We start from the raw sequence: 25494 nt of genomic DNA, 5'->3' as shown, positions 1-25494 counted from the left end.
TCTCGCGCGTCGGACATTAAATATTTCCAAACAATTTTCGTCTAACTATTGGAAAGGATCGTGGATCCCAGAAGTGAATGGAGTTCGCCGATGAGCACGGCAACGACGCCGAAGGCGCAAATTCCCGATATATCGGCGCAGATCACCTTTGCGATGCGCAGCATGGGTGTTGCTCCGATTCCGCGGAACTACGAGCTTTTCTATGAGGCCTATATCGGCTCCAATCCGACCCTGACGAAGGAGCTTGCAGCGCTCGGCTGTAGGGCAACGCAGGATGAACTCGACCAGATCGGCCAGCAGTATTTCGGCGACCACCAGACCCGAGTCATCGAGAACGCCCATTCCAAGATCATCAATGAACTCGATGGACTGCTGCGCCTGCTGAAGCAGGAACAGACGTCACTGGAGAGCTACAACAAACTGCTTGGCGAGACCTATTCCCGCATCAGCACGAAGAACAACACCAGCGCCGACCTCCTGCGCAGCGCGATAACCCTGCTGTCCGAAGCGACCGGCGACACCATGGCCCATGGTGAGCAGACGGTCGAGCAGGTCAGTCAGAAGTCCCATGAAATGGACCAGGTCCGCAAGGAACTGGACGAATACAAGCGTATCGCCAACACCGACTCGCTGACCCGCATCGCCAATCGCCGCGCCTTCGACGAACGCCTGGCGTCGATCTACGGTGCCACGAGCAGCGCGCCGCTGACCGCCCTCGTGCTTGCCGACATCGACAACTTCAAGAAGATCAACGACACCTATGGCCACCCTGTCGGCGACAAGATCCTCGCAAGCGTCGCCACCGTGATCCGCGCCCATGTGCGCAAGGACTGTTTCGTCGCGCGCACCGGCGGCGAGGAATTCGCGATCATCGTCGAGGGCAACACGGCCGAGGAGGTCAACGTGATGTGCGAGCGCGTGCGTACCGCACTCGAAGCGACGCCGTTCAAGAACTCGAAAACCGGTGTGAACTACGGTCCGATCACACTTTCGCTCGGCTTCTGCATGGCCGGCGAGGCCGAGGATCCGGGTGAACTCTACGCCAAGTCGGACATTGCGCTCTACTGCGCCAAGAATGCCGGCCGCAATCGGACGAGGATCTTCGAGGACGGCATGAAGAAGGACTTCACCAAGAGCTGGCTAATCTACAAGCGGTAGCGACTGGCAAAGGCTCACGGACAGGCGGATATGCCGCCAGCCTTGGCGATCGCGATCAGTTCCGGCCGGTACTCGAAGTGCATGGTGTCGTAATGATACCACCGGCCGCCCCAGATGAAGCCGTGTCGCTCGAACGCATCGACGATCTCCATCGGAACCTTGTTGGCATAGTGCGGTACCTTGCCCGGCTTGCCACCCGACCAGACCCAGTAGTCGGCATATTTGGTGTTGATGTCGATCGCCGCCCCGAAGCTGTGCACCGACATGTTGGGAGCGTTCGCCACCTTGCGCCAGTTGAACGTGCCGGCCGAGGGCGAAAGGTACTTTTTCAATTCCGGTCTTGATGCCAGTTCCTCGCGAACCCTTTCCAGAGCCGCAGCCGCGCCCTGTCTCTTCGTCACCCGGACATTCCCGCCGAACCAGGCCACCTTGACCAGTGAGCGTTCCACGTCGCGCGCCGACGCCCCGTAGAGCCGCATCAACAACGGATCGCTGCGGATACGCCCCGGATCGAAATTGACTTCCGGCTTCGTTTCGCAGGGCCCGACCGGATAATCCTGCGAAAGGCTGTCCTCGACATCGCCCTGGGCCAGCCTGGCGAAATGGTCCTTCGCGGCGCCGTCATCGATGAGAAGCGGCTCACCGCCATCGCGGAAGATCAGATAACCGTCCTCGATGCCGCTGATCGTTTCGGGATAGGCCTCAACGAGAAGCCGCAGTTTCTCATCCAGCCCGAGTTCGCCGTCAAGGGTAGTCCCGGCCGCCAATACAGTTGCCAAACACGACACCACCAAAAGTCCAAGGCGCTCCATGCGCTCCCCCTTGCTCGCTACCCAAATCCTGCAAGAAAACCTTGCATGGGGGACCTGCTCTGGCAATGTGTCATGCCGCCACCGCGGCGAACCGGCGCCAAGGTCTCCTGACCTTACCACATGGTCTTTGCGGCGCGCTCCGGCCATTCACGATCGTAGCTTTCCTTGTCGAAGTCGGCTTTTGCCGCCCGCAGCAGATCGCCGGGCGTTGGCAGGCTCTGCGGATCGGCAAAACTCTCGGGGTTCCACAGGTCGGCCCGCATGATCGCCCGGGCGCACTGGAAATAGACCTCATCGATCGTCACCAGCACGACGGTGCGCGGATGTTTCCGGTCCATCTCGAAGCTGGCGAGCAGGTCCGTATCAATCGAGACGACCGCGCGGCCGTTGACCCGCATGGCGGTATTCGAACCGGGGATGAGGAACATCAGCGCGACGCGCGGGTCCCGCACGATGTTAAGAAGCGAATCGACCCGGTTGTTGCCGCGCCAGTCCGGTATGGCGAGCGTCCTCTCGTCCTCCACCCGCACGACAGAGCCATGATCTCCGCGCGGCGAGCAGTCGAGCCCCTCCGGCCCGACGGTCGCCAGCGCCATGAACGGCGATGCCTCGACCATCCGCCGATACCCCGCCGTGAGCGTCGGCGTTACCTTGATGAGCGATGCCTCGGAGGCAGCGGGATAGATCTCCTTAAGCGCTTCTGGGGTTCGGATGATCGTCATGGCCTCTCCTCCGGGGTCTGTCGCAACCGGCGCGACACGAGCCGCAGCATCCCCTACGGACAAACCTTATCAGAAGGATGACGCCGCACGCAGCCTTGCTGTTTCGACGGCTTCACCGGCCAAGCCGTCTCCGAGAAGAAAGTCCGCGACGGCGGCGATCACCTCCGGCGCGCTGACGATGCGGCGATGCCCATGCCCGTTCGCCCAGTGATGTCGGATGAGCTCGGATAGGCCAAGGTAGCGCCTGGCCTGATCCGCACCGACCTCCTTGTCGTCCTCCGCATGGACGACCAGCAGCGGCTTGGCGAGTTTGAGCGCGATCGGCACTCCATCCAGCGCCTCCACCGGGCAGCCAACCCGCCGCTGCGCCCTCTTGGCGAGAGCGACTGCCGTCGCGGGCGTCAGTCCAGCCATCCTGGCAAAGCTATCGAAAACATCCTCAATTCGCGACGGCGATCCGATTACGGCGAGCCGCCTGGCGGAAAAGGCCGGGATGCCTGGAAAGCTTCCGCCGGCGGCCGTCATCAGCGCGGCCCCGCCGAACGAATGGCCGACCGCCGCATCGAAGGGGCCGAAACGTTCCTCAACCGCAGACATCGCCACCGCCGCCATGCGCATGTCAAGGATTCGGCCGGACGAGCGGCCGTGACCCGGAAGGTCGAGTACGAAGACTTCCGCTCCAGCTTCCCTCAAGCCCATGGCCAGATCCGCCAGGTATTCGGCCCGCGAGCCCCAGCCGTGCACGACGAGAATGCGCGGAGCCGAACAGCTTGGACTGCCTATGCGATGGACGCCGACTTTCGCCGACCCGTAGTGGACTGCCAACTTTTCGGCCATGGCTAGCTTGCGCGCGCCCTCGGCGAAGGTCTTCTTGGCCTTGCCGGTCGTGGGACGCCTGGGCGGGGTGCGACAGAAGAGGGCAAGCGCCGCCCGGCTCGCGAATTCGGGGGAAATGCGCCCGAGCGAGGAAAAACCGAATCGGGTGACCTTGGCTGCAAAGGATGGCATAGTCGGACTCCCCAAAAATGTTCAACTATGAACAATAAAGTACAACGATGAACAAAAATCAAGCCCTGCCCTGGGATCACCCGCGCTTCAAGAGCTGGGTCACTGTCGGTCGCGCCTGCCAGCTCATGCAACAGGCGCTGACGCGGGCGCTCGCGCCGCTGGACATCAAGCCACCGCATCTCGATATACTCGTCAATCTCTATCGCTTCGAAGCGATCTCGCAGCAGGAACTGGCCCGCAAGCTTCTCGTCGGACGCTCCAATATGAGCATGCTCCTGCCGCAGATGGAAAAGCGCGGCCTGATCGAGCGGCGCCCGGACGCCAAGGACAAGCGGATCCTGCGCCTCTTCCTGACCGAGCAAGGCCGCGAGCTGACCACCCGCGCCATGGCGATCCAGACGGAGCTGATCGAACGGACACTCTCAGTGACGCCGATCGACGACTGCCTCTTGATGGCGACGACAATGGAAAAGCTGATCACACGGCTGATGAGCGAGGAAACGGCCAGCGATTGAGCCGGCAATCGGTGCGCCTTGGACCGTATCGGTTCAGTGCCGGTCGCGGCTCAAGCCCTTCTGCGCCAGTTCGCGCTCGTAGTCGGCAAACTTCGCCTCCCCGGTCTGTCCGAGTTCCCGCAGATAGCTCCAGGTGAAGATGCCGCTGTCATGCCCGTCGTCGAAGGCGATCCGCACCGCATAGTTTCCGGTCGGCGCCACAGCGGAGATGGCCACTTCCCGTTTGCCGGGCACAGTGACCTTCTGGTCGGGCCCATGCCCCTGCACTTCTGCCGACGGCGAAAGGACCCGGAGCATCTCGGCGGGCAGCGTGGCCACGAGCCCGTCGTTGAATGTCACAAACAACACGCGCCGGTCCTTCGACACTTTCAGCTCGCTTGGCCAGAAATCGCTCATCTTTGCATCCGTCAATTGTCGTGTGATATCGAGAACTATGCCTGCCTCTTGTGCAGCGCAAGACATTTTGCCGACGGGTCGAGCACCCATTTGCTTGACGCAGCGCGCCATGGTGACCATCTTGAACTCATAAATGGGAGGTCATGCTTTGAATTTCAGTGCCGGACCATGGCAGAACGCATCCGCGCTTGCGTCAAACGACGCGCCGATGATCGACCCCTTCGGGCGGGCGGTGACCTATCTTCGCGTATCGGTCACCGACCGCTGCGATTTCCGCTGCACCTATTGCATGGCGGAAAACATGAACTTCCTGCCGAAGAAGGACTTGCTCACTCTTGAGGAGCTCGACCGCCTGTGCACGGCCTTCGTCGCCAAGGGCGTGAAGAAGCTGCGCCTCACGGGCGGGGAGCCGCTGGTGCGCAAGAATATCATGTTCCTGATCCGCAGCCTTTCGCGTCACCTGCAGAGCGGCGCTCTCGACGAACTGACGCTGACGACGAACGGTTCGCAGTTGACGCGCTTTGCAGACGAACTGGCTGATTGCGGAATTCGCCGCATCAATGTCTCGCTCGACACGCTCGACCCGGAAAAGTTTCGCGCGATTACCCGCTGGGGCGAGTTCGACAAGGTGATGGAGGGCATCCGCGCCGCCCAGAAGGCCGGCATCCGGGTCAAGCTCAATGCCGTCGCGCTCAAGGGGTTCAACGAGGACGAAATCCCCGAACTGATGCGCTATGCGCATGGTAACGACATGGACCTGACGCTGATCGAGACCATGCCGATGGGCGAGACGGGTGAGGATCGCACCGATCGGTACCTGCCCTTATCCCTTGTCCGGCAGCGCCTCGAGGAAAGCTTCACGCTGACGGACCTGCCGCTCTCGACCGGCGGCCCGGCCCGCTATGTGGCGGTCGAGGAAACGGGCGGCAAACTTGGCCTGATCACACCGATGACGCATAATTTCTGCGAAAGCTGCAACCGCGTGCGGCTGACCTGTACCGGCACGCTCTTCATGTGCCTCGGCCAAGACGACGCCGCGGATCTGCGCACTGCCCTGCGCGCCTCCGAAGACGACGCCTATCTATCGGCCGCGATCGATGAGGCCATCGGCCGCAAACCGAAGGGACACGACTTCATCATCGACCGCGACCACCGCCGGCCCGCAGTCGCCCGGCATATGAGCGTGACCGGCGGATGAACTTCCGGCAGCCCATTTCCGCCGACATCTTCACCTCGACGCGTCGCATACTCCTCTTTCTTCGTTCGCTTCTCCGCCAGTCTTGAACGGCGATTTCGTATGATCGCGGCTTGCGCTAGAACGGACCTCCCATATTCCAGGAATTCGCGTAGATGGCATTGTCCAGTAATACCAAGGGAGCGCTGCTGATGGCGCTCGCGATGGCGGGCTTCACTTTGAACGATGCGCTTAGCAAGGCCGTCACCCCGCTCATGAATGTCGGCCAGTTGATGTTTGTGCGCGGCGCGCTCACCACAATCCTGGTCTATCTTGTGGCCCGTCACATGGGCGCGCTCGGCCATATTCGTATGCTCATGCAGCCGATGGTCCTTCTGCGCATGCTGTTCGAGACGCTGGCGGCCGTCACCTTCCTGAGCGCTCTCGGCGCGATGCCGCTTGCCAATGTCTCATCGATCCTCCAGTCACTACCCCTCGCCGTCACCCTCGGTGCGGCATTGTTCCTCGGCGAGCCGGTCGGTTGGCGCCGCTGGCTGGCGATCGGTATCGGCTTCCTCGGCGTGCTGATCATTATCCGGCCCGGACCAGAGGGGTTCACCATGGCCTCGCTCTACGTGTTGACGAGCGTCCTATTCGCCGCATCCCGCGACCTGGTCACCAAGAAAATCGGTGCCCACATATCCTCCCTGGCGATCACGCTCAGCACCGCCGCCGGGATTACCCTCGCCGGCGCAGCGCTGATCGTTCCCTTCGGCGGCTGGCAGCCGATGAGCGGCTCGACCTGGCTCATTATGACCCTCGCCGCGTGCCTTATCTTCGTCGGCTATCTGGCGATCGTCATGGCCATGCGCACCGGAGAAATTTCCTTCATCGCCCCCTTCCGCTACACCAGCCTTCTCTGGGCGGTCGCACTCGGCATGATCTTCTTTGGTGAAGTCCCCGATATCTGGATGGTCACGGGCACGATTGTCGTCATCGGTTCGGGCCTTTATGCCTTCTACCGCGAAAACAAGCGCCGGGCCGAGGCCGCGCGGATTGCCGCCACCCTTCTGGACCCGACAGCGGCGCCAGGGCGATCATCCGGGCCATGAGGCAGCAGGGAACGATACCTTGAAGACGACACGCTTTCTCGATCCACACTCGCCCCCGCATATCGTCACGCTGGTCGCGGTCGCCGGGCTTTCGGCGCTGACGATGAACATTTTCCTGCCGTCGCTGCCGAGCATGGCGAGCGACTTCGGCGTGTCCTACGGCACGATCCAGATCCTGATCTCCGGCTATATCGCGATGACGGCCCTGAACCAGCTCGTCATCGGCCCCTTGTCGGACCGCTTCGGGCGGCGGCCAACCATGCTCGCAAGCCTCGCCATCCTGCTGGTCGCGACCCTCGTCTGCATGGTGGCGACCGACATCTATACGCTCGTCGCCGCGCGCATGCTGCAGACAGCAGTGGTCACCGGCATCGTCCTGTCGCGCGCCATCGTGCGCGACATGGTGCCGATGAACGAGGCCGCCTCGATGATCGGCTATGTCACCATGGGCATGACGATCGTGCCGATGATCGGCCCGACGCTCGGCGGTGTACTTGGCGACGCTTTCGGGTGGCGGGCCAATTTCGTGGCGCTCTTTGCACTCGGAGCCCTGGTGCTGGCGCTGGTCGCGGCCGACCTCGGCGAAACCAACCGCAATCGCAGTGCGAGCTTCTCCGCCCAGTTCAAGGCCTGGCCCGGTCTACTCACTTCGCCGCAGTTCTGGGGCTATACCGCGGTTGTGACCTTCACCTCCGGCGCTTTTTTCGCCTTTCTCGGTGGCGCCCCTTTCATCGGGGCGACACTGATGGAAATGAGCCCGAGCATGCTCGGACTCCAGTTCATCTTCGTGGCGTCCGGTTATATGGTGGGCAATTTCGTGTCCGGTCGCTACGCACGACGCTTCGGCACATTCGCCATGATGCTGGCGGGCACGGTCGCGCTCGTCATCGGCACCCTCGTACCGATCGCTCTCCTACTGATCGGCGCAAAATCGGCGCTGGCTTTCTTCGGCCCCCAGGTGATCGTCGGTTTCGGCAACGGGCTGACACTGCCGAGTGCCAACGCCGGCGTGGTCAGCGTGAAACCCCATCTCGCCGGCTCGGCTTCGGGCCTCAGTGGTGCAATCGCCATGGGCGGCGGCGCGGCAACCTCCCTGTACGCCTCGGCAATCCTCAGCGTCGAGACGGGCGCCATGCCCCTGCTCCTGGTGATGCTGGCTTGCGGAGCCCTTGCCCTCGCGGCCATCTCCTACCTGCACTATGCTGATCCGAGTGACAGTTGGAAAAGCGAAGAGGAATGATGCAAGACCGCCGTCCCCCTGCCCTGATCCTCGCCGGCGGCCTGTCGCGCCGCATGGGCCGCGACAAGGCTTCCACCGACTTGGCCGGCACGGCGATGATTGCGCGGATCGCCGAAAGGCTCCTGCCCCAAGTGCTGACGCTGGCGATCAACGCGCCAGATGGCTTTTCTCTGAATCTGGACCTACCGCTGGTACCGGATACGGTTCCCGATCGACCGGGCCCGCTCGCTGGCGTTCTGGCAGGCCTGCGCCACGCAGCCATTACGGCCCCCGACACGACCCACTTGCTGACAGTCCCGGCCGATACGCCGTTCTTGCCATGCAATCTCGCCTCGGAGCTTTGCGCAATGGCGGACGACCCCGCAAGCATCGTGCTGGCCGCCTCCGCCGGCCGGATCCATCCTGTCGTCGCCCTCTGGCCGCTTTCGCTCGCCGACGACCTGCAAGACTGGCTGGCCCAGCCGCAAAACCGCCGACTGCAGGCCTATATCGCCCGCCACCCCTCGATTGCGGTCGACTTCCCGCTGATCGAAACGGCGATCGGCGAACTCGACCCATTCTTCAACGTCAACACGCCGGACGATCTCGCGTCGGCCGAGCGTTTTCTCCAGGTACTTCCCCAATGACCGATCATCCCCGCATCTTCGGCATCTCCGGATGGAAGAACTCCGGCAAGACCGGACTTGCCGTCCGCCTCGTCGAGGAATTCACCCGGCGCGGCTATCGCATCTCCACGATCAAGCATGCCCACCACGACTTCGACATCGACAAGGTCGGTGCCGACAGCTACCGCCACCGCCAGGCCGGTGCCCATGAGGTGGCGCTCGTCTCGGGGACGCGCTACGCCATCATGCACGAACTGCGCGGGGCCGCCGAGCCGGACTTCAAGGAGATCCTCGCCCGGCTCGGCCCCTGCGATCTGGTGCTGATCGAGGGCTACAAGCGCGAACCCGTGCCGAAGATCGAGGCCCGTCGGCTGGAGGCGAAGAATCGCGAGCCGCTGGCGCCGAACGATCCGCACATCGTCGCCATTGCTGCCGACCATGTGGTCAGTGACCAAGGCCTGCCGGTCTTCGACCTCAACGACACCCAGGCGATCGCCGACTTCATTGCGGAGATTACAGGCCTGCCAGTTCGCGACCAGTGAAAACCGCGCAAGAAAGAGGCCGCCGGATCATCTCCGGCGGCCTCGTCATTTGCACGATCTGCGCGGGTTTGGCGCCTATCGGTTGGCGGTCGTTGCCGGACGCACCAGCGAGGTGACGCGGCGGATGGCAACGCGACGGTTCTGTTGTTCCGCCTCCGCCGTGCGGATCTTCAGGTAACGCTCGCCATAACCCTGGATCGATAGGTTTTCCGGCGGGATGCCATAGACCTCGGTCAGGAGGTTGGCGACCGTCTCGGCACGCTGGTCCGACAGGATCAGGTTCGACCGGTCGGAGCCCACCGCATCGGTGTGACCTTCGATCAGGAAGGTTTCGCCCGGATCCTTCGCCAGGATCTCTTCCATGGCTTTGGCCACGTTGCGCAGCGTCTTGGCCTGGGCCAGCGGCACCTCGGCCGAGCCGGTCGGGAAGGTGATCGTGTCGAGGTCGATACGGCGGACCTTGTCACGAATACGGGCCGACGACTTCACCTCGTCGATCGAATAGACGCGTTCAACGCGCTCGACAGGTGGCTGGGAAAGGAAGTCGTAATAATCCCGATCCGGCGCGCGGGACGTCGTGACGATATAGTCCTCAACCGGAATAGTCAGACGCATGGGCGGCAGGCTGTAACCGATGTCGACATAGATATGCGGCTCATTACGGTCGGCCTCGGGTGCGTAGAACAAGACATATTCGTCACCGCGCGAGGTGAAGCGCGAGCGCAGGATGATGTCGCCGTATCTGTTGTAGACCGTTACCAGGCGCGAACCGTCATTACGCTCGATCGTTTCGCGAACCCGGCCACGCGAGAGTTCCTCGTAGTAGGTCCGCTCTTCATCATAGCGCAGCCGCGAACGGTCGTTGCTGCGAACCACTTCGCGATTGCCGATATTGATGATCGTGCGGTTATCGATTTCCTCGATCACCCGCACTTCGTTCACCTGATTGACGATATTCGTCTCGTTGTTGATGGTGGTGACATTCGTAACATTGCTGATGTTGGTCACGTTGTTGATGACCGTGGTCGGCACCTCGAAGGTCGGGACGTTATCCGTTGCCGTACCCTCTTCCGCGACGATCGCCTGCATCACCTGCGGTTCGAACTGCGGCGCCTCTCCCTGTGCCTCGACATCGCTAGTCGGTGCAGCAATGACCGGGGCCTCTTCGCGAAGCAAGGTGCGCACATTGCGAATCTCGACATCGCCGGTGTTGTCGGCATCCTTGTCGCTGTCGAGAACGGCAGCGCCCTGCTCGACCGGTAGAACGACGGTTTCAGACGTGCTGGAGGGATCCTCGGCGATCTGAGCCTTTTCTTCCTCGGTCCGCTCATCGATTACATTGACGACCGGAGCATCTCTCGGTGCCTCGACTGCCGGCACGAGAACCTGCTCTTCGGTCTGCTGCGCGTCGGGCGCTGGCTCAGCCGTGGACTGGTCCTGCGGTGCGACCGGGGTCTCCCCCTGTGTCGCATCCTGAGCAGGCTTCATCTCCTCATTCGTCAACGGGCTTTCAGCCGGCTGTTCGGTCGGCGCGGACTGTTCGGCCGGAGCCGGTTCTGCTGCGGGAGCTTGATCGGCAGGAGCCGCTTCGCCAGACGGAGCCTCCGGGGCTGGGGCCGGCTTATCAGCGGGCACTGCCTCCTCGGCCGGGCTCTTTTCCGGCAAGGGGCAAGCATCGGCGGAAGCCGCCTGCGAGCCATCGACACAGGTCACGGTTTCCGTTGCCGGCTGTTCCGCTGCCTTCTGGGCGTCCTCGGCGGCCTGCTGTTCGGCTGCCCTCTGGGCCTCTTCGGCAGCCTGCTGGTCAGCAGCCCTCTGGGCTTCTTCGGCGGCCTGCTGTTCGGCAGCCCTCTGGGCTTCTTCGGCAGCCTGCTGGTCAGCAGCCCTCTGGGCTTCTTCGGCAGCCTGCTGTTCGGCAGCCCTCTGAGCCTCTCCCGCGGCCTGCTGTTCGGCAGCCCTCTGAGCCTCTTCCGCGGCCTGCTGTTCGGCAGCCCGCTGAGCATCTTCGGCAGCTTGCTGTTCGGCAGCCCTCTGGGCCTCTTCGGCAGCCTGCTGTTCGGCAGCCCTCTGGGCCTCTTCGGCAGCCTGTTGTTCAGCAGCCCTCTGCGCCTCTTCGGCAGCCTGCTGTTCAGCGGCCCTCTGGGCCTCTTCGGCAGCCTGCTGTTCGGCAGCCCTCTGAGCTTCCTGGGCAGCCTGCTGCTCAGCGGCCCTTTGGGCATCGATCGCATCGCAGGTCGCCTGATCCGCGGCCTCACTACCGTCGCTGCAGGTCACGGCTGCCTGAGCGAGGAGCATTCCGGCAGGTACGCCGGGGGTGGAGTGACTAGCGGCGTCCTGCGCACGCATCACCGCCGCGGCTGTTACCGGGTCGATCATGACAGCTGCCGATAAAACCGGCACTGCAACGGTGGCGAACAGTCTGGATCTCAAATTCATATTTGTTTCCTTGCCAAGCGTGTGACACGTTGAGAGTGTTGGAGGAGCCAATGGCAAGGCGGCTTTCTTATGGCCGCCCAATTCTCCCGCTCCGGATCGGGCAGAACATAGTTATCGGCGAATTAACCTTGGCTGAACGAAAAAGTTTCATGCCATCGACGCTTTTCCCGATGTCCTGACGATCAGCACCGTCTTCCCACTATTGTTCAACTGTACAATTTTTTGCGGCGGCGCGTCTTTGCAGTTGATTTTCCCCGAAAAAGAGTAGGAATATCTCGACAGGAACGACACCGCAGTGTCGCCCTTGCCCTGTTCAGCGCGGGAACCACAACAACCGCGCGAACGACCAACAGAGAGGATCTCATGCGTATTTCCACACGTTTCTTCGCCGCCGCATCGATTGCCGCCTTGTCGCTATTTGCCGGCAGCGCGATGGCCGAGGGCGAAAAGCTGATTATCGGCACCGAAGGTGCCTATCCGCCCTTCAACAACCTGGAATCGGACGGCTCGCTGGTCGGCTTCGACATCGATATCGCCAAGGCTCTTTGCGATGAAATGAAGGTCACCTGCGAATTCGTCACCCAGGATTGGGACGGCATCATCCCGGCACTCCAGGCCAAGAAATTCGACGCCATCATCGCCTCCATGTCGATCACGCCGGAACGCAAGGAAAAGGTCGACTTCAGCGAGAAGTACTACAACACCGGACCGGCAATCGCCGTGACGAAGGATTTGCCGATCACCGACGTGGCCGGCCTGAAGGGCAAGGTTATGGGCGCCCAGTCGTCTACCACACACGCCAACTTTGCCGAAAAGGCCTTCGCCGATTCCGAACTGAAGCTCTATCCGACCACGGACGAATACAAGCTGGACCTCGAAGGCGGCCGCATCGATGCCGCCATCGACGACGTCGTCGTCCTGTCGGAATGGGTCAAGTCGGAAGCCGGCGCCTGCTGCAAGATCCTGACCGCGCTCACGCCCGACATCGAAATCCACGGCCCGGGCGCAGGCATTGCTGTGCGCAAGGGAGAAACCGAACTTGCCGCCAAGTTCAGCGCCGCAATCAAGGCGATTCGGGACAACGGCAAATACAAGGAAATCAACGACAAGTACTTCGATTTCGACGTTTACGGCGAGTAAGCGTTGAAAATCTGAACCCGGAATGGCGGAAGGCTTGCACTTCCGCCATTTCTGCTTGAAAACGAATGACAATAATTTGCGGCTCGAACCGCAGAGGGGAAATTCAGCATGAGCGGATTATTTTCCGCCCTCGGGTCTTTCTGGGCCTGGTTCCAATATGCCTTCGATCCGCTGTGCGGGCCGGTCGGCGTCTTCACCATCTTCGGCAGTTCCTCGATCGTCGCCTGCGGCGCAACCGGCTGGGGCGACGAGATCGCCTTCGGCGTAAAGGTGACCGTATCCCTGTCGCTGGCGACACTGCCCATCGGGTTAACAATCGGATTTCTGGTGGCGCTCGCCATGCAGTCGCAAGACAAGACACTGCGGCTTGCAGGCGGTATCTACACGACGATCTTCCGTGGCCTGCCCGAACTGCTGACGCTGTTCATTGTCTATTACGGCGTACAGATGGGCATCCAGTCGATTCTCACCTGGTTCGGCAATAACCAACGCATCGAGATCAACGCCTTTGTCGCCGGCATGATCGCTCTGTCGGTCGTCTTCTCTTCCTATTGCTCCGAGGTGCTACTGTCGGCCTTCCGCGCCATTCCCAAGGGCCAGTACGAGGCCGGCGATGCACTCGGCTTCCATCGCGCCCGGACCATGCGGCTCATCATTCTACCGCAGCTGATCCGCATCGCCTTGCCGGGTCTTGGCAATCTCTGGATGAACCTCCTGAAGGACACCGCACTGGTCTCGATCATCGGCCTTTCCGACATCCTGCGCCAGACCGGCATTGCTGCCAAGGTAAGCAAGGAACCCTTCTTCTTCTACCTGCTTGCCTGCGCCCTGTTCCTCGTGCTCGCTGTCCTCTCTTCGATCGGCATCAGCGCGATCGACCGCTGGAGCAACCGCGCCGGAGACCGTCGATGAGCTACGCCACACAACTTATTCCGCCGCGCGCCGCCCCTCCGCAACATGTGCGCGCGCTCAGCGGATCGCGCGTCATCGGCCTTGCCGGTCTCGGCCTCTGGCTCCTCCTGGGACTGGCTCTTGCCTATATGATGGTCAGCAACTGGGACACCGACAAGTTCGTCAGATACGGCCCGCGCTATTTGTCGGGACTCTGGGTCACGCTGACCCTCGTTGGCACGTCGATCGCATTGGGTGCACTACTTTCTATACCGATCGCCTTTGCCCGGATGTCGACCAACCGCGTCCTGAACGTAGTCTCCTACGCTTATGTCTACGTTTTCCGGGGCACGCCGCTGCTCGCCCAGATCTACATGATCTACTACGGCCTGGGTTCGTTCCGTCCGCAGATCGAGGCGCTCGGCCTGTGGTGGTTCTTCCGCGAAGCCTGGTATTGTGCGCTCCTGTCCATGACTCTCAACACGGCGGCCTATCAGGCGGAAATCCTGCGCGGCGCAATCCAGAGCGTGCCGCGCGGGCAGACGGAGGGTGCCAAGTCGCTGGGCATCAGCCCCTTCGTCACCTTCCGCAAGATCATCCTGCCACAGGCATTGATCGTGGCGCTGAGACCCTATGGCAACGAGATCATTCTGATGATCAAGGGCTCGGCGATCGTCGCCGTCGTCACCGTGCTCGATCTGATGGGCCAGACCCGCTACACCTTCTCGCGCACCTTCGACTATCAGGCCTATCTGTGGGCGGCGATTTTCTACCTGTCGATCGTCGAAGCCATGCGCCACATCTGGGCGGCCATGGAAGCGCGGCTGACGCGACATCTCCAACGCTGAGGGTCGTCCGCTCAAGCGGAAAGCCTGGCAGCACTTCGAGAGAGCGGCTGCCAAGCCATTGGTTCCGAACAGAAATTCGGGACCAGAACTCCCCCGTTAAGCTTCGATTAACCTTGCGGTGCTTCCCTATCTATAGGCCGCTCCCTGTGGTGCGGCCGATCGGTCCGCCGCAGCGGAACACCGCCGGCTCCGGTCCTCTGAAAAAGGGAACGAAGACGAGGTCGTCATGAACCACGATATGGAAATGATGTTGAAGGGCTACGGCCTGACGACGGCGCAAATCCTCTACCGCCTGCCCGACCATCCGGCGCTGCTCCAGACCTACGTCTGGCAGCATTATGATTTGGCGCCCGACTTCCCCGAGATGAAGGGTTTTCTCAAGTTCTGGCAGGAGAAGCTCGACGGCCCGCTGCATTCGGTGCGCTACGTGCACCAGCAGATGATCGCCGCCCATGAATGGCGGGCACTGAAGGGCGAATTCATCCTGCACTGATGCCGGTCAGACATGGACCTCGCCATGGGAAAACTCACCATCGTCGGATTTGCGGTGCAACGCTGAGTAGATCACCGCGCCCTGCAGCAGGCCGACGGCCAGCAGAACGACCGAACCCGGCAATGGGCCGAGCGCCGCATTGGCGGTGAGTTCGCCGAATGATTGGATGAATTCGGCAGACGGCGCGTCCGGCAGCAGCTTGGGGCTCGAAATCTTCAGTGCCCAGGCGAGCAGCAGGATGAGATACATCCACACATAGTTGCGGCGGATGCGGCGCGTAAATGCCTCGTGGCGGCTCATCAGGAAAACCGGGTTGCGCAGGCTCTTGGCGATCGCCGCCGCCCAGTCCGGATTGAGTTCGGCCTGCGGATTGAGCGCCTGGGCGAAATAGTATCGCTCGAGCTGCCGCACCCGGGCGCGGTAGACATCGAAGAAGCGATAGCGCCGCGCCTCGATTGTCAGGAAGACCGAGATCAGCAACATGGCGAACAGTATCACGCCATGATGCGAGCTCGGTGTCGACAGGGATACCGACAACAGGCCGGCGACAACCGTCATGGCCCAGTTCGACGTACGGTCGATCCGGTCGCGCCAGCTCGTCATCCGACCGATTTCGCCCCGGTAATAGTGGATGATCATATTGGCCTTTTCGGCCGAAGTCGCCGGCAGGGCCGGAGCCGTACCGTGCAAGACCCCGACCACCGGGTCAACAGTGTTCTGATCTTCCATGTCGCAGTCCAATCGCCTCGCTGATAATCGTGGTTACCGTGACGAACGAGGCACGGCAAGGCCGTGTTCCCTTGGCCTGCATTGCCAAATCCCGGCAGACGCTTTAGAGGCTGGCCCAACGGGGCGCCGGTTGTCGGCGCCTGACGAGTGGAGTTCCCCATGGCCAAGATCGACGAAGACGCATTGGCAGAAGCCTACAATCGGGCACTCGCGCTTGAAAAGGCCGGTGATATCGACGCTGCCGTCAAGGCCTATCAGGAAGTGCTGGCGATCGATCCGGAAGACCATGGCGGCGCATCCGTCCGGATCGCCTCGCTTGGTCGCGGCGAGGCCCCGCCGAAGGCGCCCGACGCCTATGTCGAAACACTGTTCGACCAGCACGCCGAGGCCTTCGAGGACATTCTCGTCGAACAGCTCGGCTATGCCGTCCCGGCCATGGTGCGCCAACGGCTGCAGGCGCTCGAGCTCGGGCCCTTCAAGCGCATGCTCGATCTCGGCTGCGGTACGGGACTGACCGGGGGCACGCTGCGCGACATGGTCGAGGACATCACCGGCATCGACATTTCGGAAAACATGGTCGAGCTCGCCCATGAAAAGGACCTTTACGAGACACTCTATGTCGCCGAGGTCGAGGACTTCCTCGAGGACAATGACGAAGAGCCCTTCGACCTGATTACCGCGACCGACGTGCTGCCCTATCTCGGCGCGCTCGAGCCCCTGTTCTTCGGCGCTGCCGAGAACATGGCCGACGGTGGCCTGTTCATCTTCTCCTCGGAAACGCTCGATGCCTCGGATGCACGGACCTATGCCGTCGGCCCGCACCAGCGCTTCCTGCACTCCGAAGCCTATATTCGCGAGCGGCTGGCCTCGACCGGCTTCGAAATCGTCGAAATCTCGGAGATCAACGTCCGCATGCAGGACGGAAACCCGTCTCCGGGTCACTTGGTGATCTCACGCCTCAAGCGCTGAACCGATTGCCGATCCTGTGATTTGGTGAGAAGCTGACGGTGCACGCCGGAGCCGGCGCAGTCGCTTCTCATCCAAGGTCCCCCATGATCCGCGCCATCCCTTTTGCCACCCTGATCTGTCTTGCCGGCCCGGCTCATGCCGGCGGCGATCCCGTCGCGGGCGAGGCCGCCTATGCGCAAGCCTGCGCCCGCTGCCACAGGATCGTTGCGGCCATCGTGCCGATGATATCCGGGGCCGATGCAGCAGCAAAGACAGCCTATCTCGAAGATTTCCTCGCCGGACACAAAGCGCCCGACCCGGCCATGCGCGCCGACCTGATTGCCTACCTTCTTGAAGTTTCCGGTCACTGAGGACGACTACGCCCGCCAGCCGGCTTTTCCTCCGCCGTGCGATGCTCTAATCCTGTCGGTGAGAAACACGAGGCAGGAGGATTGAGAATATGGCCAAGGTGGCATTCATCGGACTGGGCGTCATGGGTTACCCGATGGCGGGGCACTTGAAGACGAAGGGCGGACATGACGTCACCGTCTACAATCGGACTTCCGCCAAGGCGGCGAAATGGGTCGCCCAGTTCGGCGGAAATTCGGCCGCAACGCCGGCCGAAGCTGCCAGGGACGCCGACTTCGTCTTCACCTGCGTCGGCAATGACGACGATCTGCGCTCGGTGACGCTCGGTGACAATGGCGCACTGTCCGGCATGAAGTCCGGTGCGATCCTGATCGACAATACCACCGCATCGGCCGAAGTCGCCCGCGAGCTCGCCGCGGCAGCCGTGGCAAGGGGCCTCGGCTTCGTCGACGCCCCGGTCTCCGGTGGCCAGGCCGGTGCCGAAAACGGCATGCTGACCGTCATGTGCGGCGGCGATCCGGAAACCTTCGGCAAGGCCAAGCCGGTGATCGACTCCTTTGCCCGCATGGTCGGGTTGATGGGACCGGCCGGCGCCGGACAACTGACCAAGATGATCAACCAGATCTGCATCGCCGGCCTCGTCCAAGGGCTCGCGGAGGGGATTCACTTTGGAAAGAAAGCCGGCCTGGACATTGAAAAGGTTATCGAAGTCATCTCCAAGGGGGCTGCCGGATCCTGGCAGATGGAGAACCGCCACAAGACCATGAACGAGGGCAAATACGAGTTCGGCTTCGCTGTCGACTGGATGCGCAAGGACCTCGATATCGTTCTGTCCGAAGCCCGCCGCAACGGCGCGGCCCTGCCCGTCACGGCTTTGGTCGACCAGTTCTACGGCGAAGTCCAGAAGCTCGGCGGCAATCGCTGGGATACGTCCTCGCTGCTCGCTCGGCTGGAAAAGAAATGACGATCTCGCCCGGATCGGCGGTCGATGAGATCGTCGCCTATCTCCAGTCACTACGAAACGAGGCCAACATCGCCGGCCTGGCGCGTTACGGCATCGACACCACGACAGCGCTTGGCATCACGACGCCACAGATGCAGGCGCTGGTCCGGCAACTGAAGCGCGACCACCGGAGGGCGCTCGCCCTCTGGCGGAGCGGACTGCGCGATGCCCGCATGCTGGCGATCCTGACCGCCGATCCCAAGGCCCTGACAGAAGATGAGGCGCGCAGATGGGCCGGCGACTTCAACTCCTGGGAGGTCGTCGATACCGCAGCCGATCTCTTCACCGAGACGCCCTACTGGCGTGATCTTGTCGAGGAATTCGCCGCCGACGATCGCGAGTATGTCCGGCGCACGGCTTTCGCCATGATCGCCGGCGCCACTGTCCACAACAAGAGCGAGCCGGATCAGGCCCTGCTCGCCTATCTTCCGCTGATCGAAAAGCATTCCACAGACCCGCGCAACTTCGTCCGCAAGGCAGTGAACTGGGCGCTGCGCAATATCGGCAAGCGCAACCACGCCTGCCACGCCCCGGCGCTGGCGCTGGCCCAGAAGCTGGCGGCAAGCGGCGACAAGACAGCCCGCTGGATCGGCAAGGATGCCGTGCGCGAACTGACGAGCGAAAAGATCCTCAAGCGCCTGAAGCCTTGACGGTCGCAGCTGCTCTCAGTCTTCGGAATGCCTCTGATTGTCGATCAGCATGTAATCGAGCGGCAGTTCCGTCGTGTACTTGATCTGCTCCATGGCAAAAGCCGAGGAAACGTCGCGGATCTCGATCTTGGCGATCATCCGCTTGTAGAAGGCGTCATAGGCGGCAATGTCCGGCACGACGACGCGCAGCAGGTAGTCCACGTCGCCGCTCATCCGATAGAATTCTACGACTTCCGGGAATTCCGCCACGACCTCCGAGAAGCGCTTCAACCATTCGATCGAATGGCTGGACGTCCTGATCGAGACGAAGACGGTGACCTTGGTATTGACCTTGACCGGATCGAGCAGCGCGACGCGGCGACGGATGATGCCGTCTTCCTCCATCTTCTGGATGCGGCGCCAGCACGGCGTGGTCGACAGGCCGACCTTTTTTGCCAGGTCGGCGACGGCCAGCGTCGAGTCTTCCTGGAGGATGCGCAGAATTTTTCGGTCGAGTTTGTCCATGCCATAGCCTTTCGAATAATTTTGTCGATATAGCCCAAATTCCTGCAACGCAAAGAAAAATGTTTCAACGGATCAACCTTTCCACCTCGGATCTGAGCACCGGCAGCACTTCCGCCTCGAACCAGGGATGGCGCTTCAGCCAGCCGGTGTTGCGCCAACTCGGATGCGGCAGCGGTAGAACCTTCGATCCCTCGACATTGCCCTGCCAGTAGTCGCGCCAATGCTCGACCGTCTCGGTCATCGTCTTTTTCCTGCGACTGCCGAGATGCCAGGCCTGCGCATAATGGCCTATCGCCAACACAAGCTCGATCTGCGGCATCGCCGCCATCACCGTTTCGCGCCAGTGCGGCGCGCATTCCCGGCGCGGCGGCAGGTCGTGGCCGTTAGCATTGTAGCCAGGGAAACAGAACCCCATCGGCACGATGGCCAGGCTGTTACGATCGTAGAACGTGTCGCGATCAACGCCCAGCCACTGCCGCAACCGGTCGCCCGAGGCATCGTTGAACGGCAGGCCGGTCTGGTGAACCTTCAGCCCCGGCGCTTGGCCGGCGATCAGGATGCGGGCGCGGGATGAAATTATCGCAATGGGTCGCGGCTCGTGCGGCAGACGCTTGCCTTCCCCGCCGGCAGGACAATCGCGACAGATGCGACAGGCGGCAATGGCCCGCCTGAGCGGGTCAAGCCTTTCGTCCATGCCCTCACCAAAGCAATCAATCATCGCAACGACCGCTCAGAGCGCCGCACTCGGCCGTTGGCGGACGGCGTTGAACCAGCGCCACACATGGGTGAGTTCCTCCGGACAGGAGATCTTCGCCGGCTTCATGAATTCAAAGGCGATCATCGCCGTGATATCGGCGATCGTATAACGTGGCCCGGCGACGAATTCGCGGGTTGCCAGCTCTGCGTCAAGGAAGCGCAGGAAGTCGAGCACCTTCGGCTTGTTGGCCTCACCCCAGGCCGTCACCTGCGGTACTTCCCAACCCGCCATCGCCGGATGCAGGTGGCGGAAGGCGGCAGCGACCGACGCTAGAAACATCAGTTCGGCGCGCCGGTTCCACATCTCGACGATCGCCTTGTCCTTGGCATCGATGCCGAACAGCGGCGGATCCGGCTGAACCTCCTCGAAATAGCGGCAGATGGCGACCAACTCGCAGATCACCGTCCCGTCGTCGAGTTCGAGGATCGGTAGCCGCTGCAACGGATTCTTCGCCGTGATCTCAGTCGACTTGTGCCCGAGCGATCCCATGTCGACCGGCACGGTCTCAACCTCGATCCCCTTTTCCTTCAGGAATACAGTCACCCGCCGTGGATTGGGCGCCCGCCCGCCGTCATAGAGCTTCATGATACCTCCCGCCATTTGCCCTCAGTTGACACCAAGCCAGCGCCGGATGAAAGCCCAAAAGCCTGCCTCAGGTTCCGCCTCCCCGGTCTCCGGCGTGTGCGACAGCTGATGCTCCCGCCTCCAGTCCTCCGGCCGCTGGAAATAACCCGCCCACAGGCCGAGCCCGTCGCGCTTTGCCGCTGCCTCCGCAGCCCCATAGTCACCGTAGGACACGGCATATCCCTCGCGCACCATCGCCGCGTTGACGTCCACATCGCCGGCGTTGCACCGCACCAGAAGCCGGTCGTAACGGTCGCGCTCGCTGCCCGCGCATGAAAACTCGCCTTTCCCCGCCCATAGAGCGAGCCGCCGCCGCGCGGCATCGTCGCAGGCGACAGCACGATCATTCGTGTCGCACCGCTGGCCGATCTCGGGCGCGTCGATACCCTCGAGCCGCAGGCGCGCGCCGTCCAGAACCAACGTATCGCCGTCGATGGCAACAAAACGGCCGGTCAAAATCTGCCTGTTATCCCGCTCCAGCTTGGCGACGATCAGGATCCCCAGAAACAGCATTGAAAAACCAACGACCACATCGCGCAGCAGGCCCGTTCTCGCCTTCACAATTTGGCCCATTTCAACAACGAATCCTTGGCAATCATGGAAAACAAAACCTTTTCCGACAGCATCTTCTTAAGGAATCCCGGCTAGTCTCGCCTGATCCGTGGCAAACAATTTTCCGGCATATGAGTAAAGGCGTCCCGACCTCGACAGACAAGAACATCGTCGACCTCTCGCGCGGCCATCGCAACAAGGCCGTGGCGAAGGCGGTCCGTACGACGCGCGAACGCTTGCAGTCCAGCCAATCGGGGTCGATGCAGTTCGAGAGCGAAATGCTCGCCATGCACGTCAGCGCCTCGCTGCAGGGGGCCGCGGTCATGCCGATCATCATATTGATGGTCAGCGGATTCGGCGCCTATATCAATCCTGACCCGACGCTTTTCCTCTGGACGCTGGCGACGCTGACCGTCCACGCCCTCAACATCATCCTCGTCAAGCGCGCCTCGATCCAGGACCTGTCGACCGCCAACATTGTCAAATGGCGTCGCGTACTCCTCGCCGGACAGGCGGCCATGGGTGTATGCTGGGCCTTCTTCTCGTTGCAATCCTGCGCAAGCTGCGGCGGCGACACCTTCGTTCTCTACAAGGGCGCGGCCCTGCTGATCGTGCTCTCGGTCACGGCCATGTCGAACATGCTCCTGCGCCAGGCGGTGCTGTTCGGCTTCCTGCCGACGGTCGGTGCGCTCATCTTCCTCGCCGCAACCTCCCGCCAGCCGCTCGACATCGGCATCACCGCGCTTGTCACCACTGCGCTCGTCTTCTTCATCTACATCACCAGCCGCCTGCACCAGGCCAACCTCAAGCTTCTGTCGTACCAGACCGAGAAGGACGATCTGATCGCCGAACTGGAAGTGGCCAATTCGCTCTCCGACGAGGCGCGACGCCGCGCCGAGGAAGCCAATCTGGCCAAATCACGCTTCCTCGCCTCGATGTCGCACGAGTTACGCACGCCGCTCAACGCCATCCTCGGCTTCTCCGAGGTCATGGCGACCGAAGTGCTCGGACCGCTCAACAATCCGCTCTACAAGGAATATTCCGGCGACATCCATCGCTCGGGCCAGCATCTGCTCGACCTGATCAACGAGATCCTCGACCTGTCGCGCATCGAAGCCGGAAAATACGAGCTGAACGAGGAGGTGGTATCCTTGCTTGACTTGGCGGAGGACTGCATCGGCATGGTGCAATTGCGCGCCAAGGCAAAGAACATCACGATCGACGAGCAGTTCGAGCCGGACCTTCCAGCCGTATGGGCTGACGAGAAGGCCATGCGCCAGGTCGTCCTCAATCTCCTGTCAAATGCGGTCAAGTTCACGCCGCAGGGCGGCGAGGTCCATGTCAAGGCGGGCTGGACGGCCGGCGGTGGACAGTATGTCTCCATCCGCGACAATGGCCCAGGCATTCCCGAAAACGAAATCCCGATCGTGCTCTCCGCCTTCGGCCAAGGGTCCATCGCCATAAAGAGCGCCGAACAAGGCACCGGCCTCGGGCTGCCGATCGTCCAAGCAATTTTGGCCAAGCACGGTGGTGAGTTCAAGCTCAAGTCAAAGCTGCGCGAAGGCACGGAGGTGATCGCCATCCTGCCAGCGCACCGCGTGCTGGAAAGCCTGCCGGCCTTTTCGGAAACTCACGCCGTCGAACCTCGCAGGCGCCAGTTCGCCTGACCGAGCCATCGGCGGAACACCCGCCGCAAAGGTTGACTGATTTCTTTCGTGCGTCCCGGATGCAACCCGAATATCCTGTGCCAAATCCAGAGATTCGGGAAATCGTTGATGAAGAGAATGCAGCTTGCCTCCCTGCTTGCCTTGATGTTCACGGCCGTGCTTGGGTTTTCCGCCCGTGCGGAGCAAGGCGCAACCGAGCTGACCGTCATGAGCTTCAACGTCTGGGGCGGCGGCGCCAACGAAGGAAAGGACGTCGCTGAGACGGCGGCCGTGATCCGTGAGACCGGCGCCGACATCATCGGCATCCAGGAAACCAAACCCGAGCCGGACGTGTGTGACGCGGACGATTGCGTGCCGACCGGCCCGAGCATCGCCAAGGATTTGGCAAAGGCGCTCGGCTTCTTCTACTACGAGCAAACGAAGGCCAATCCCGCGCTCTGGGCCAATGCCATCCTCAGTCGCCACCCGATCGGCAAGGCGACGGCGAATGATCTCGGAGTCGAGATCGACGTGAACGGTCGCAAGGTGCACGCCTTCAACATCCACCTGACCGACTATCCCTACCAGCCGTACCAGTTGCTCGGTATCGACTACGGACCTGCCCCCTTCCTCAAAACCGCCGACGAAGCCGTCAAGGCAGCAAGCACGGCACGCGGCCCAGCCGTCGATCTGCTGATGAACGAACTCAAGGAAGCCGAGGCCTCCGATGCAGTGCTGCTATTCGGCGACCTCAACGAACCGTCCTACCGCGACTGGAGCGAAGCCGCCGTCAAGTCCGGTCGCCATCCGATGGTGGTGAAATACCCCACGGCCTTGCGTATTGAACAGCAAGGTGGCTTCACCGACCTCCTGCGCGCGGCCCACCCCGACGAAGTGGCCAAGCCCGCCTTTACCTGGACGCCGATGACGGAGGCCAGCGATCCGGACGACCATCACGACCGCATCGATTATATTTTTGCCCGCGCCCCGAAGCTCGAGACCCTCAGCGTCTCCATCGTCGGCGAAAAGGCGCCGGAGGCCGACATAGTCGTCACGCCCTGGCCATCCGACCACCGCGCCGTCGTGGCCAAGCTGCGTTTCTGATCAGAAGAACACCACGTAGCCGGCATAGAGGCCATTGGCGAGGAGCAGGCAGAAGACGGCAAACGAGCCTAGATCCTTGGCATTGCGGCCCACCGTCGAGATTTCCGGCGATATACGGTCGACCAGTTCCTCGATCGCCGTATTGATCGCCTCGATCGCGAACAGCACCAGCATCAGGACGATGAAGGTGACATATTCGCCATAGCTCGCACCGACCAACGCGAACAGCCCGACGCCGGCCACCAGCGCCAGCAATTCATGCCGAAATGCGGCCTCACCGATCAGCCGTCGAAATCCCTGCAGGGAATAGCGGCCGGCTGCGAAGAAATGCGCCACGCCCGTCTTCTTCTCGATCACCGCCCGGGGTTTTTCCGCGAACCCTTTCTTACGCGCGCCCTTAACCATCCTTGGTCGACACCCCGGCGGCTTCGAAGGTCGCCATGCCGGAATGGCAGGCGGCCGCGGCCTTGACGATGCCGGCGGCAAGCGCCGCGCCCGTGCCCTCGCCGAGCCGCATGCCAAGCGCCAGAAGCGGCGTCTTGCCGAGCTTCTCAATCGCCTTGAGATGGCCTGGCTCACCGGAAACATGGCCGATCAGGCAATGATCCAGCGCAGAAGAATTGGCCGCCTTCAGGATCGCCGCAGCCGAGGTCGCGACATAGCCATCGATCAGCACCGGGATCTTCTGCACCCGGCAGGCGAGGATGGCGCCCGCCATGGCGGCAATCTCGCGCCCGCCGAGCCGGCGCAGGACCTCCAACGGATCATCGAGATGCTCCTTGTGGAATTCGACGGCGGTCTTCACCGCCTCGATCTTGCGCTGCAGGACTTCACCTTCAGAACCGGTACCCGGACCACCCCATTCCTCGGCCGTGCCGCCGTAGAGTGCCAGATTGATCGCAGCCGCAATCGTCGTATTGCCGATGCCCATCTCGCCGATGCAAAGCAGGTCAGTGCCGCCGGCGATCGCCTCCATGCCGAAGGCCATGGTCGCGGCGCAGTCGCGCTCGGAAAGCGCCGGCTCGCAGGTAATGTCGCCGGTCGGATAGTCGAGCGCCAGGTCGAAGATCTTCAGGCCGAGATCATAGGTCACGCAGATCTGGTTGATCGCGGCCCCACCGGCGGCAAAGTTCTCGACCATCTGCTGCGTCACCGACGACGGATAGGGCGTGATGCCGTGCCTGGTCACACCATGATTGCCGGCAAAGATCGCCACCAGCGGACGCGTGACCGCCGGCGGCCGCCCGGTCCAGGCGGCAAGCCACATGGCGATTTCCTCGAGCCGGCCGAGCGAACCGGCCGGCTTGGTCAGCTGCCGGTCCCGCTCGCGCGCCGCCACCAGTGCCACCGTGTCCGGCCCGGGCAGGTCGCGCAACAGGGCACGAAAATCGTCGAATGGCATGCCGGTCACGGTCATGAGCAAGGCTTCCTTGTAATCTACGTCCAAATCGGTCTTTGTTGGCTCCTCTAATACGGACCGCGCCTTGCCGCAACAAGCCAAAAAGCGGTGCGCGCC

At 62.1% G+C, this 25494-nt stretch carries 29 protein-coding genes; 17 read left to right on the top strand and 12 right to left on the bottom strand.

Going from position 1 to position 25494, the window contains the following annotated elements; translation table 11 throughout:
- The first annotated feature begins 90 nt into the window (after window positions 1-90).
- The gene (locus tag ACWPVA_RS05210) at window positions 91-1158 is read left to right on the top strand and encodes a GGDEF domain-containing protein (RefSeq protein WP_454286669.1); all 1068 of its coding nucleotides are present in this window, start codon (window positions 91-93) and stop codon (window positions 1156-1158) included.
- 14 nt (window positions 1159-1172) lie between these two features.
- On the opposite strand, the gene ACWPVA_RS05205 is transcribed toward ACWPVA_RS05210, so the two are convergent.
- The 3 genes from ACWPVA_RS05205 to ACWPVA_RS05195 form a co-directional block, all read right to left on the bottom strand.
- Complete coding sequence (locus tag ACWPVA_RS05205; RefSeq protein WP_454286668.1) at window positions 1173-1937, bottom strand: M15 family metallopeptidase; 765 nt, start codon at window positions 1935-1937, stop codon at window positions 1173-1175.
- 146 nt (window positions 1938-2083) lie between these two features.
- Window positions 2084-2692 (bottom strand): pyridoxamine 5'-phosphate oxidase family protein, encoded by a 609-nt coding sequence (locus tag ACWPVA_RS05200; RefSeq protein WP_454286667.1) that lies wholly within the window; start codon window positions 2690-2692, stop codon window positions 2084-2086.
- 69 nt (window positions 2693-2761) lie between these two features.
- Complete coding sequence (locus ACWPVA_RS05195; protein WP_454286666.1) at window positions 2762-3700, bottom strand: alpha/beta hydrolase; 939 nt, start codon at window positions 3698-3700, stop codon at window positions 2762-2764.
- 47 nt (window positions 3701-3747) lie between these two features.
- Here ACWPVA_RS05195 and ACWPVA_RS05190 point away from each other — a divergent pair, with 47 nt between their 5' ends.
- A complete protein-coding gene (locus ACWPVA_RS05190; protein WP_454286665.1) occupies window positions 3748-4215 on the top strand; it encodes a MarR family winged helix-turn-helix transcriptional regulator in 468 nt (155 codons plus the stop codon).
- 33 nt (window positions 4216-4248) lie between these two features.
- Here ACWPVA_RS05190 and ACWPVA_RS05185 read toward each other — a convergent pair whose 3' ends face one another.
- A complete protein-coding gene (locus ACWPVA_RS05185) occupies window positions 4249-4611 on the bottom strand; it encodes a gamma-butyrobetaine hydroxylase-like domain-containing protein (RefSeq protein WP_454286664.1) in 363 nt (120 codons plus the stop codon).
- 208 nt (window positions 4612-4819) lie between these two features.
- Here ACWPVA_RS05185 and moaA point away from each other — a divergent pair, with 208 nt between their 5' ends.
- The 5 genes from moaA to mobB all read left to right on the top strand — a co-directional run bounded on the left by moaA (window position 4820) and on the right by mobB (window position 9284).
- Window positions 4820-5809, top strand: coding sequence for a GTP 3',8-cyclase MoaA (gene moaA, locus ACWPVA_RS05180; RefSeq protein WP_454286663.1), 990 nt, complete (start codon window positions 4820-4822; stop codon window positions 5807-5809).
- A gap of 152 nt (window positions 5810-5961) precedes the next feature.
- The gene (locus tag ACWPVA_RS05175; protein ID WP_454286662.1) at window positions 5962-6897 is read left to right on the top strand and encodes a DMT family transporter; all 936 of its coding nucleotides are present in this window, start codon (window positions 5962-5964) and stop codon (window positions 6895-6897) included.
- 19 nt (window positions 6898-6916) lie between these two features.
- On the top strand, window positions 6917-8137 hold the full coding sequence (locus tag ACWPVA_RS05170) for a multidrug effflux MFS transporter (protein ID WP_454286661.1): 1221 nt from the start codon (window positions 6917-6919) through the stop codon (window positions 8135-8137).
- Entirely contained in the window at window positions 8137-8763 is a 627-nt protein-coding gene (mobA, locus tag ACWPVA_RS05165) for a molybdenum cofactor guanylyltransferase MobA (protein WP_454286660.1), read from the top strand. The genes ACWPVA_RS05170 and mobA overlap by 1 nt, the downstream gene beginning before the upstream one ends.
- Window positions 8760-9284 (top strand): molybdopterin-guanine dinucleotide biosynthesis protein B, encoded by a 525-nt coding sequence (mobB, locus tag ACWPVA_RS05160; RefSeq protein ID WP_454286659.1) that lies wholly within the window; start codon window positions 8760-8762, stop codon window positions 9282-9284. Before mobA ends, mobB begins: the two co-directional genes overlap by 4 nt.
- A gap of 75 nt (window positions 9285-9359) precedes the next feature.
- On the opposite strand, the gene ACWPVA_RS05155 is transcribed toward mobB, so the two are convergent.
- Window positions 9360-11720, bottom strand: a complete 2361-nt coding sequence (locus ACWPVA_RS05155; protein WP_454286658.1) for an OmpA family protein — start codon at window positions 11718-11720, stop codon at window positions 9360-9362.
- A 363-nt stretch (window positions 11721-12083) separates the two neighbouring features.
- Between ACWPVA_RS05155 and ACWPVA_RS05150 the strand changes: the two genes are divergently transcribed.
- The 4 genes from ACWPVA_RS05150 to ACWPVA_RS05135 all read left to right on the top strand — a co-directional run bounded on the left by ACWPVA_RS05150 (window position 12084) and on the right by ACWPVA_RS05135 (window position 15092).
- A complete protein-coding gene (locus ACWPVA_RS05150; protein WP_454286657.1) occupies window positions 12084-12860 on the top strand; it encodes an ABC transporter substrate-binding protein in 777 nt (258 codons plus the stop codon).
- 108 nt (window positions 12861-12968) lie between these two features.
- Window positions 12969-13772, top strand: a complete 804-nt coding sequence (locus tag ACWPVA_RS05145; RefSeq protein WP_454286656.1) for an ABC transporter permease — start codon at window positions 12969-12971, stop codon at window positions 13770-13772.
- Window positions 13769-14599, top strand: a complete 831-nt coding sequence (locus ACWPVA_RS05140; RefSeq protein WP_454286655.1) for an ABC transporter permease — start codon at window positions 13769-13771, stop codon at window positions 14597-14599. Before ACWPVA_RS05145 ends, ACWPVA_RS05140 begins: the two co-directional genes overlap by 4 nt.
- A 226-nt stretch (window positions 14600-14825) precedes the next feature.
- Window positions 14826-15092, top strand: coding sequence for an usg protein (locus ACWPVA_RS05135; RefSeq protein ID WP_454286654.1), 267 nt, complete (start codon window positions 14826-14828; stop codon window positions 15090-15092).
- Between the two features lie 6 nt (window positions 15093-15098).
- Here the strand turns inward: ACWPVA_RS05135 and ACWPVA_RS05130 are convergent, their stop codons facing one another.
- Window positions 15099-15821: a DUF2270 domain-containing protein gene (locus tag ACWPVA_RS05130; protein WP_454286653.1), complete on the bottom strand. Its 723-nt coding sequence runs from the start codon at window positions 15819-15821 to the stop codon at window positions 15099-15101.
- A gap of 159 nt (window positions 15822-15980) precedes the next feature.
- On the opposite strand from ACWPVA_RS05130, the gene ACWPVA_RS05125 reads away from it, so the two are divergent.
- The 4 genes from ACWPVA_RS05125 to ACWPVA_RS05110 all read left to right on the top strand — a co-directional run bounded on the left by ACWPVA_RS05125 (window position 15981) and on the right by ACWPVA_RS05110 (window position 18791).
- Window positions 15981-16790 (top strand): methyltransferase domain-containing protein, encoded by an 810-nt coding sequence (locus ACWPVA_RS05125; protein ID WP_454286652.1) that lies wholly within the window; start codon window positions 15981-15983, stop codon window positions 16788-16790.
- A gap of 83 nt (window positions 16791-16873) precedes the next feature.
- The gene (locus tag ACWPVA_RS05120; RefSeq protein WP_454286651.1) at window positions 16874-17140 is read left to right on the top strand and encodes a hypothetical protein; all 267 of its coding nucleotides are present in this window, start codon (window positions 16874-16876) and stop codon (window positions 17138-17140) included.
- A gap of 89 nt (window positions 17141-17229) precedes the next feature.
- Window positions 17230-18102 carry an NAD(P)-dependent oxidoreductase gene (locus tag ACWPVA_RS05115; protein WP_454286650.1) on the top strand — a complete coding sequence of 291 codons (873 nt, stop codon included), beginning with the start codon at window positions 17230-17232 and terminating at the stop codon, window positions 18100-18102.
- Window positions 18099-18791, top strand: a complete 693-nt coding sequence (locus ACWPVA_RS05110; protein ID WP_454286649.1) for a DNA alkylation repair protein — start codon at window positions 18099-18101, stop codon at window positions 18789-18791. Before ACWPVA_RS05115 ends, ACWPVA_RS05110 begins: the two co-directional genes overlap by 4 nt.
- 15 nt (window positions 18792-18806) lie before the next feature.
- Here the strand turns inward: ACWPVA_RS05110 and ACWPVA_RS05105 are convergent, their stop codons facing one another.
- The 4 genes from ACWPVA_RS05105 to ACWPVA_RS05090 all read right to left on the bottom strand — a co-directional run bounded on the left by ACWPVA_RS05105 (window position 18807) and on the right by ACWPVA_RS05090 (window position 21249).
- Window positions 18807-19295 carry an Lrp/AsnC family transcriptional regulator gene (locus tag ACWPVA_RS05105; protein WP_454286648.1) on the bottom strand — a complete coding sequence of 163 codons (489 nt, stop codon included), beginning with the start codon at window positions 19293-19295 and terminating at the stop codon, window positions 18807-18809.
- A gap of 64 nt (window positions 19296-19359) precedes the next feature.
- Window positions 19360-19989, bottom strand: coding sequence for a uracil-DNA glycosylase family protein (locus ACWPVA_RS05100; protein WP_454286647.1), 630 nt, complete (start codon window positions 19987-19989; stop codon window positions 19360-19362).
- A gap of 36 nt (window positions 19990-20025) precedes the next feature.
- Entirely contained in the window at window positions 20026-20637 is a 612-nt protein-coding gene (locus tag ACWPVA_RS05095; RefSeq protein ID WP_454286646.1) for a glutathione S-transferase, read from the bottom strand.
- 21 nt (window positions 20638-20658) lie between these two features.
- Window positions 20659-21249 (bottom strand): thermonuclease family protein, encoded by a 591-nt coding sequence (locus ACWPVA_RS05090; protein ID WP_454286645.1) that lies wholly within the window; start codon window positions 21247-21249, stop codon window positions 20659-20661.
- 110 nt (window positions 21250-21359) lie between these two features.
- On the opposite strand from ACWPVA_RS05090, the gene ACWPVA_RS05085 reads away from it, so the two are divergent.
- Both ACWPVA_RS05085 and ACWPVA_RS05080 read left to right on the top strand, forming a co-directional pair.
- A complete protein-coding gene (locus ACWPVA_RS05085) occupies window positions 21360-22895 on the top strand; it encodes a sensor histidine kinase (RefSeq protein ID WP_454286644.1) in 1536 nt (511 codons plus the stop codon).
- A gap of 108 nt (window positions 22896-23003) precedes the next feature.
- Window positions 23004-23978 (top strand): endonuclease/exonuclease/phosphatase family protein, encoded by a 975-nt coding sequence (locus ACWPVA_RS05080; protein WP_454286643.1) that lies wholly within the window; start codon window positions 23004-23006, stop codon window positions 23976-23978.
- Here the strand turns inward: ACWPVA_RS05080 and ACWPVA_RS05075 are convergent, their stop codons facing one another.
- Both ACWPVA_RS05075 and cobT read right to left on the bottom strand, forming a co-directional pair.
- A complete protein-coding gene (locus tag ACWPVA_RS05075) occupies window positions 23979-24383 on the bottom strand; it encodes a diacylglycerol kinase (RefSeq protein WP_454286642.1) in 405 nt (134 codons plus the stop codon).
- Entirely contained in the window at window positions 24376-25395 is a 1020-nt protein-coding gene (gene cobT, locus ACWPVA_RS05070; RefSeq protein WP_454286641.1) for a nicotinate-nucleotide--dimethylbenzimidazole phosphoribosyltransferase, read from the bottom strand. The genes ACWPVA_RS05075 and cobT overlap by 8 nt, the downstream gene beginning before the upstream one ends.
- Between the last annotated feature and the right edge of the window lie 99 nt (window positions 25396-25494).

This window comes from Rhizobium arsenicireducens, assembly GCF_964021225.1.
Note: the sequence above shows the minus strand (reverse complement) of the source record. Positions and strands in the feature narration are given on the sequence as shown.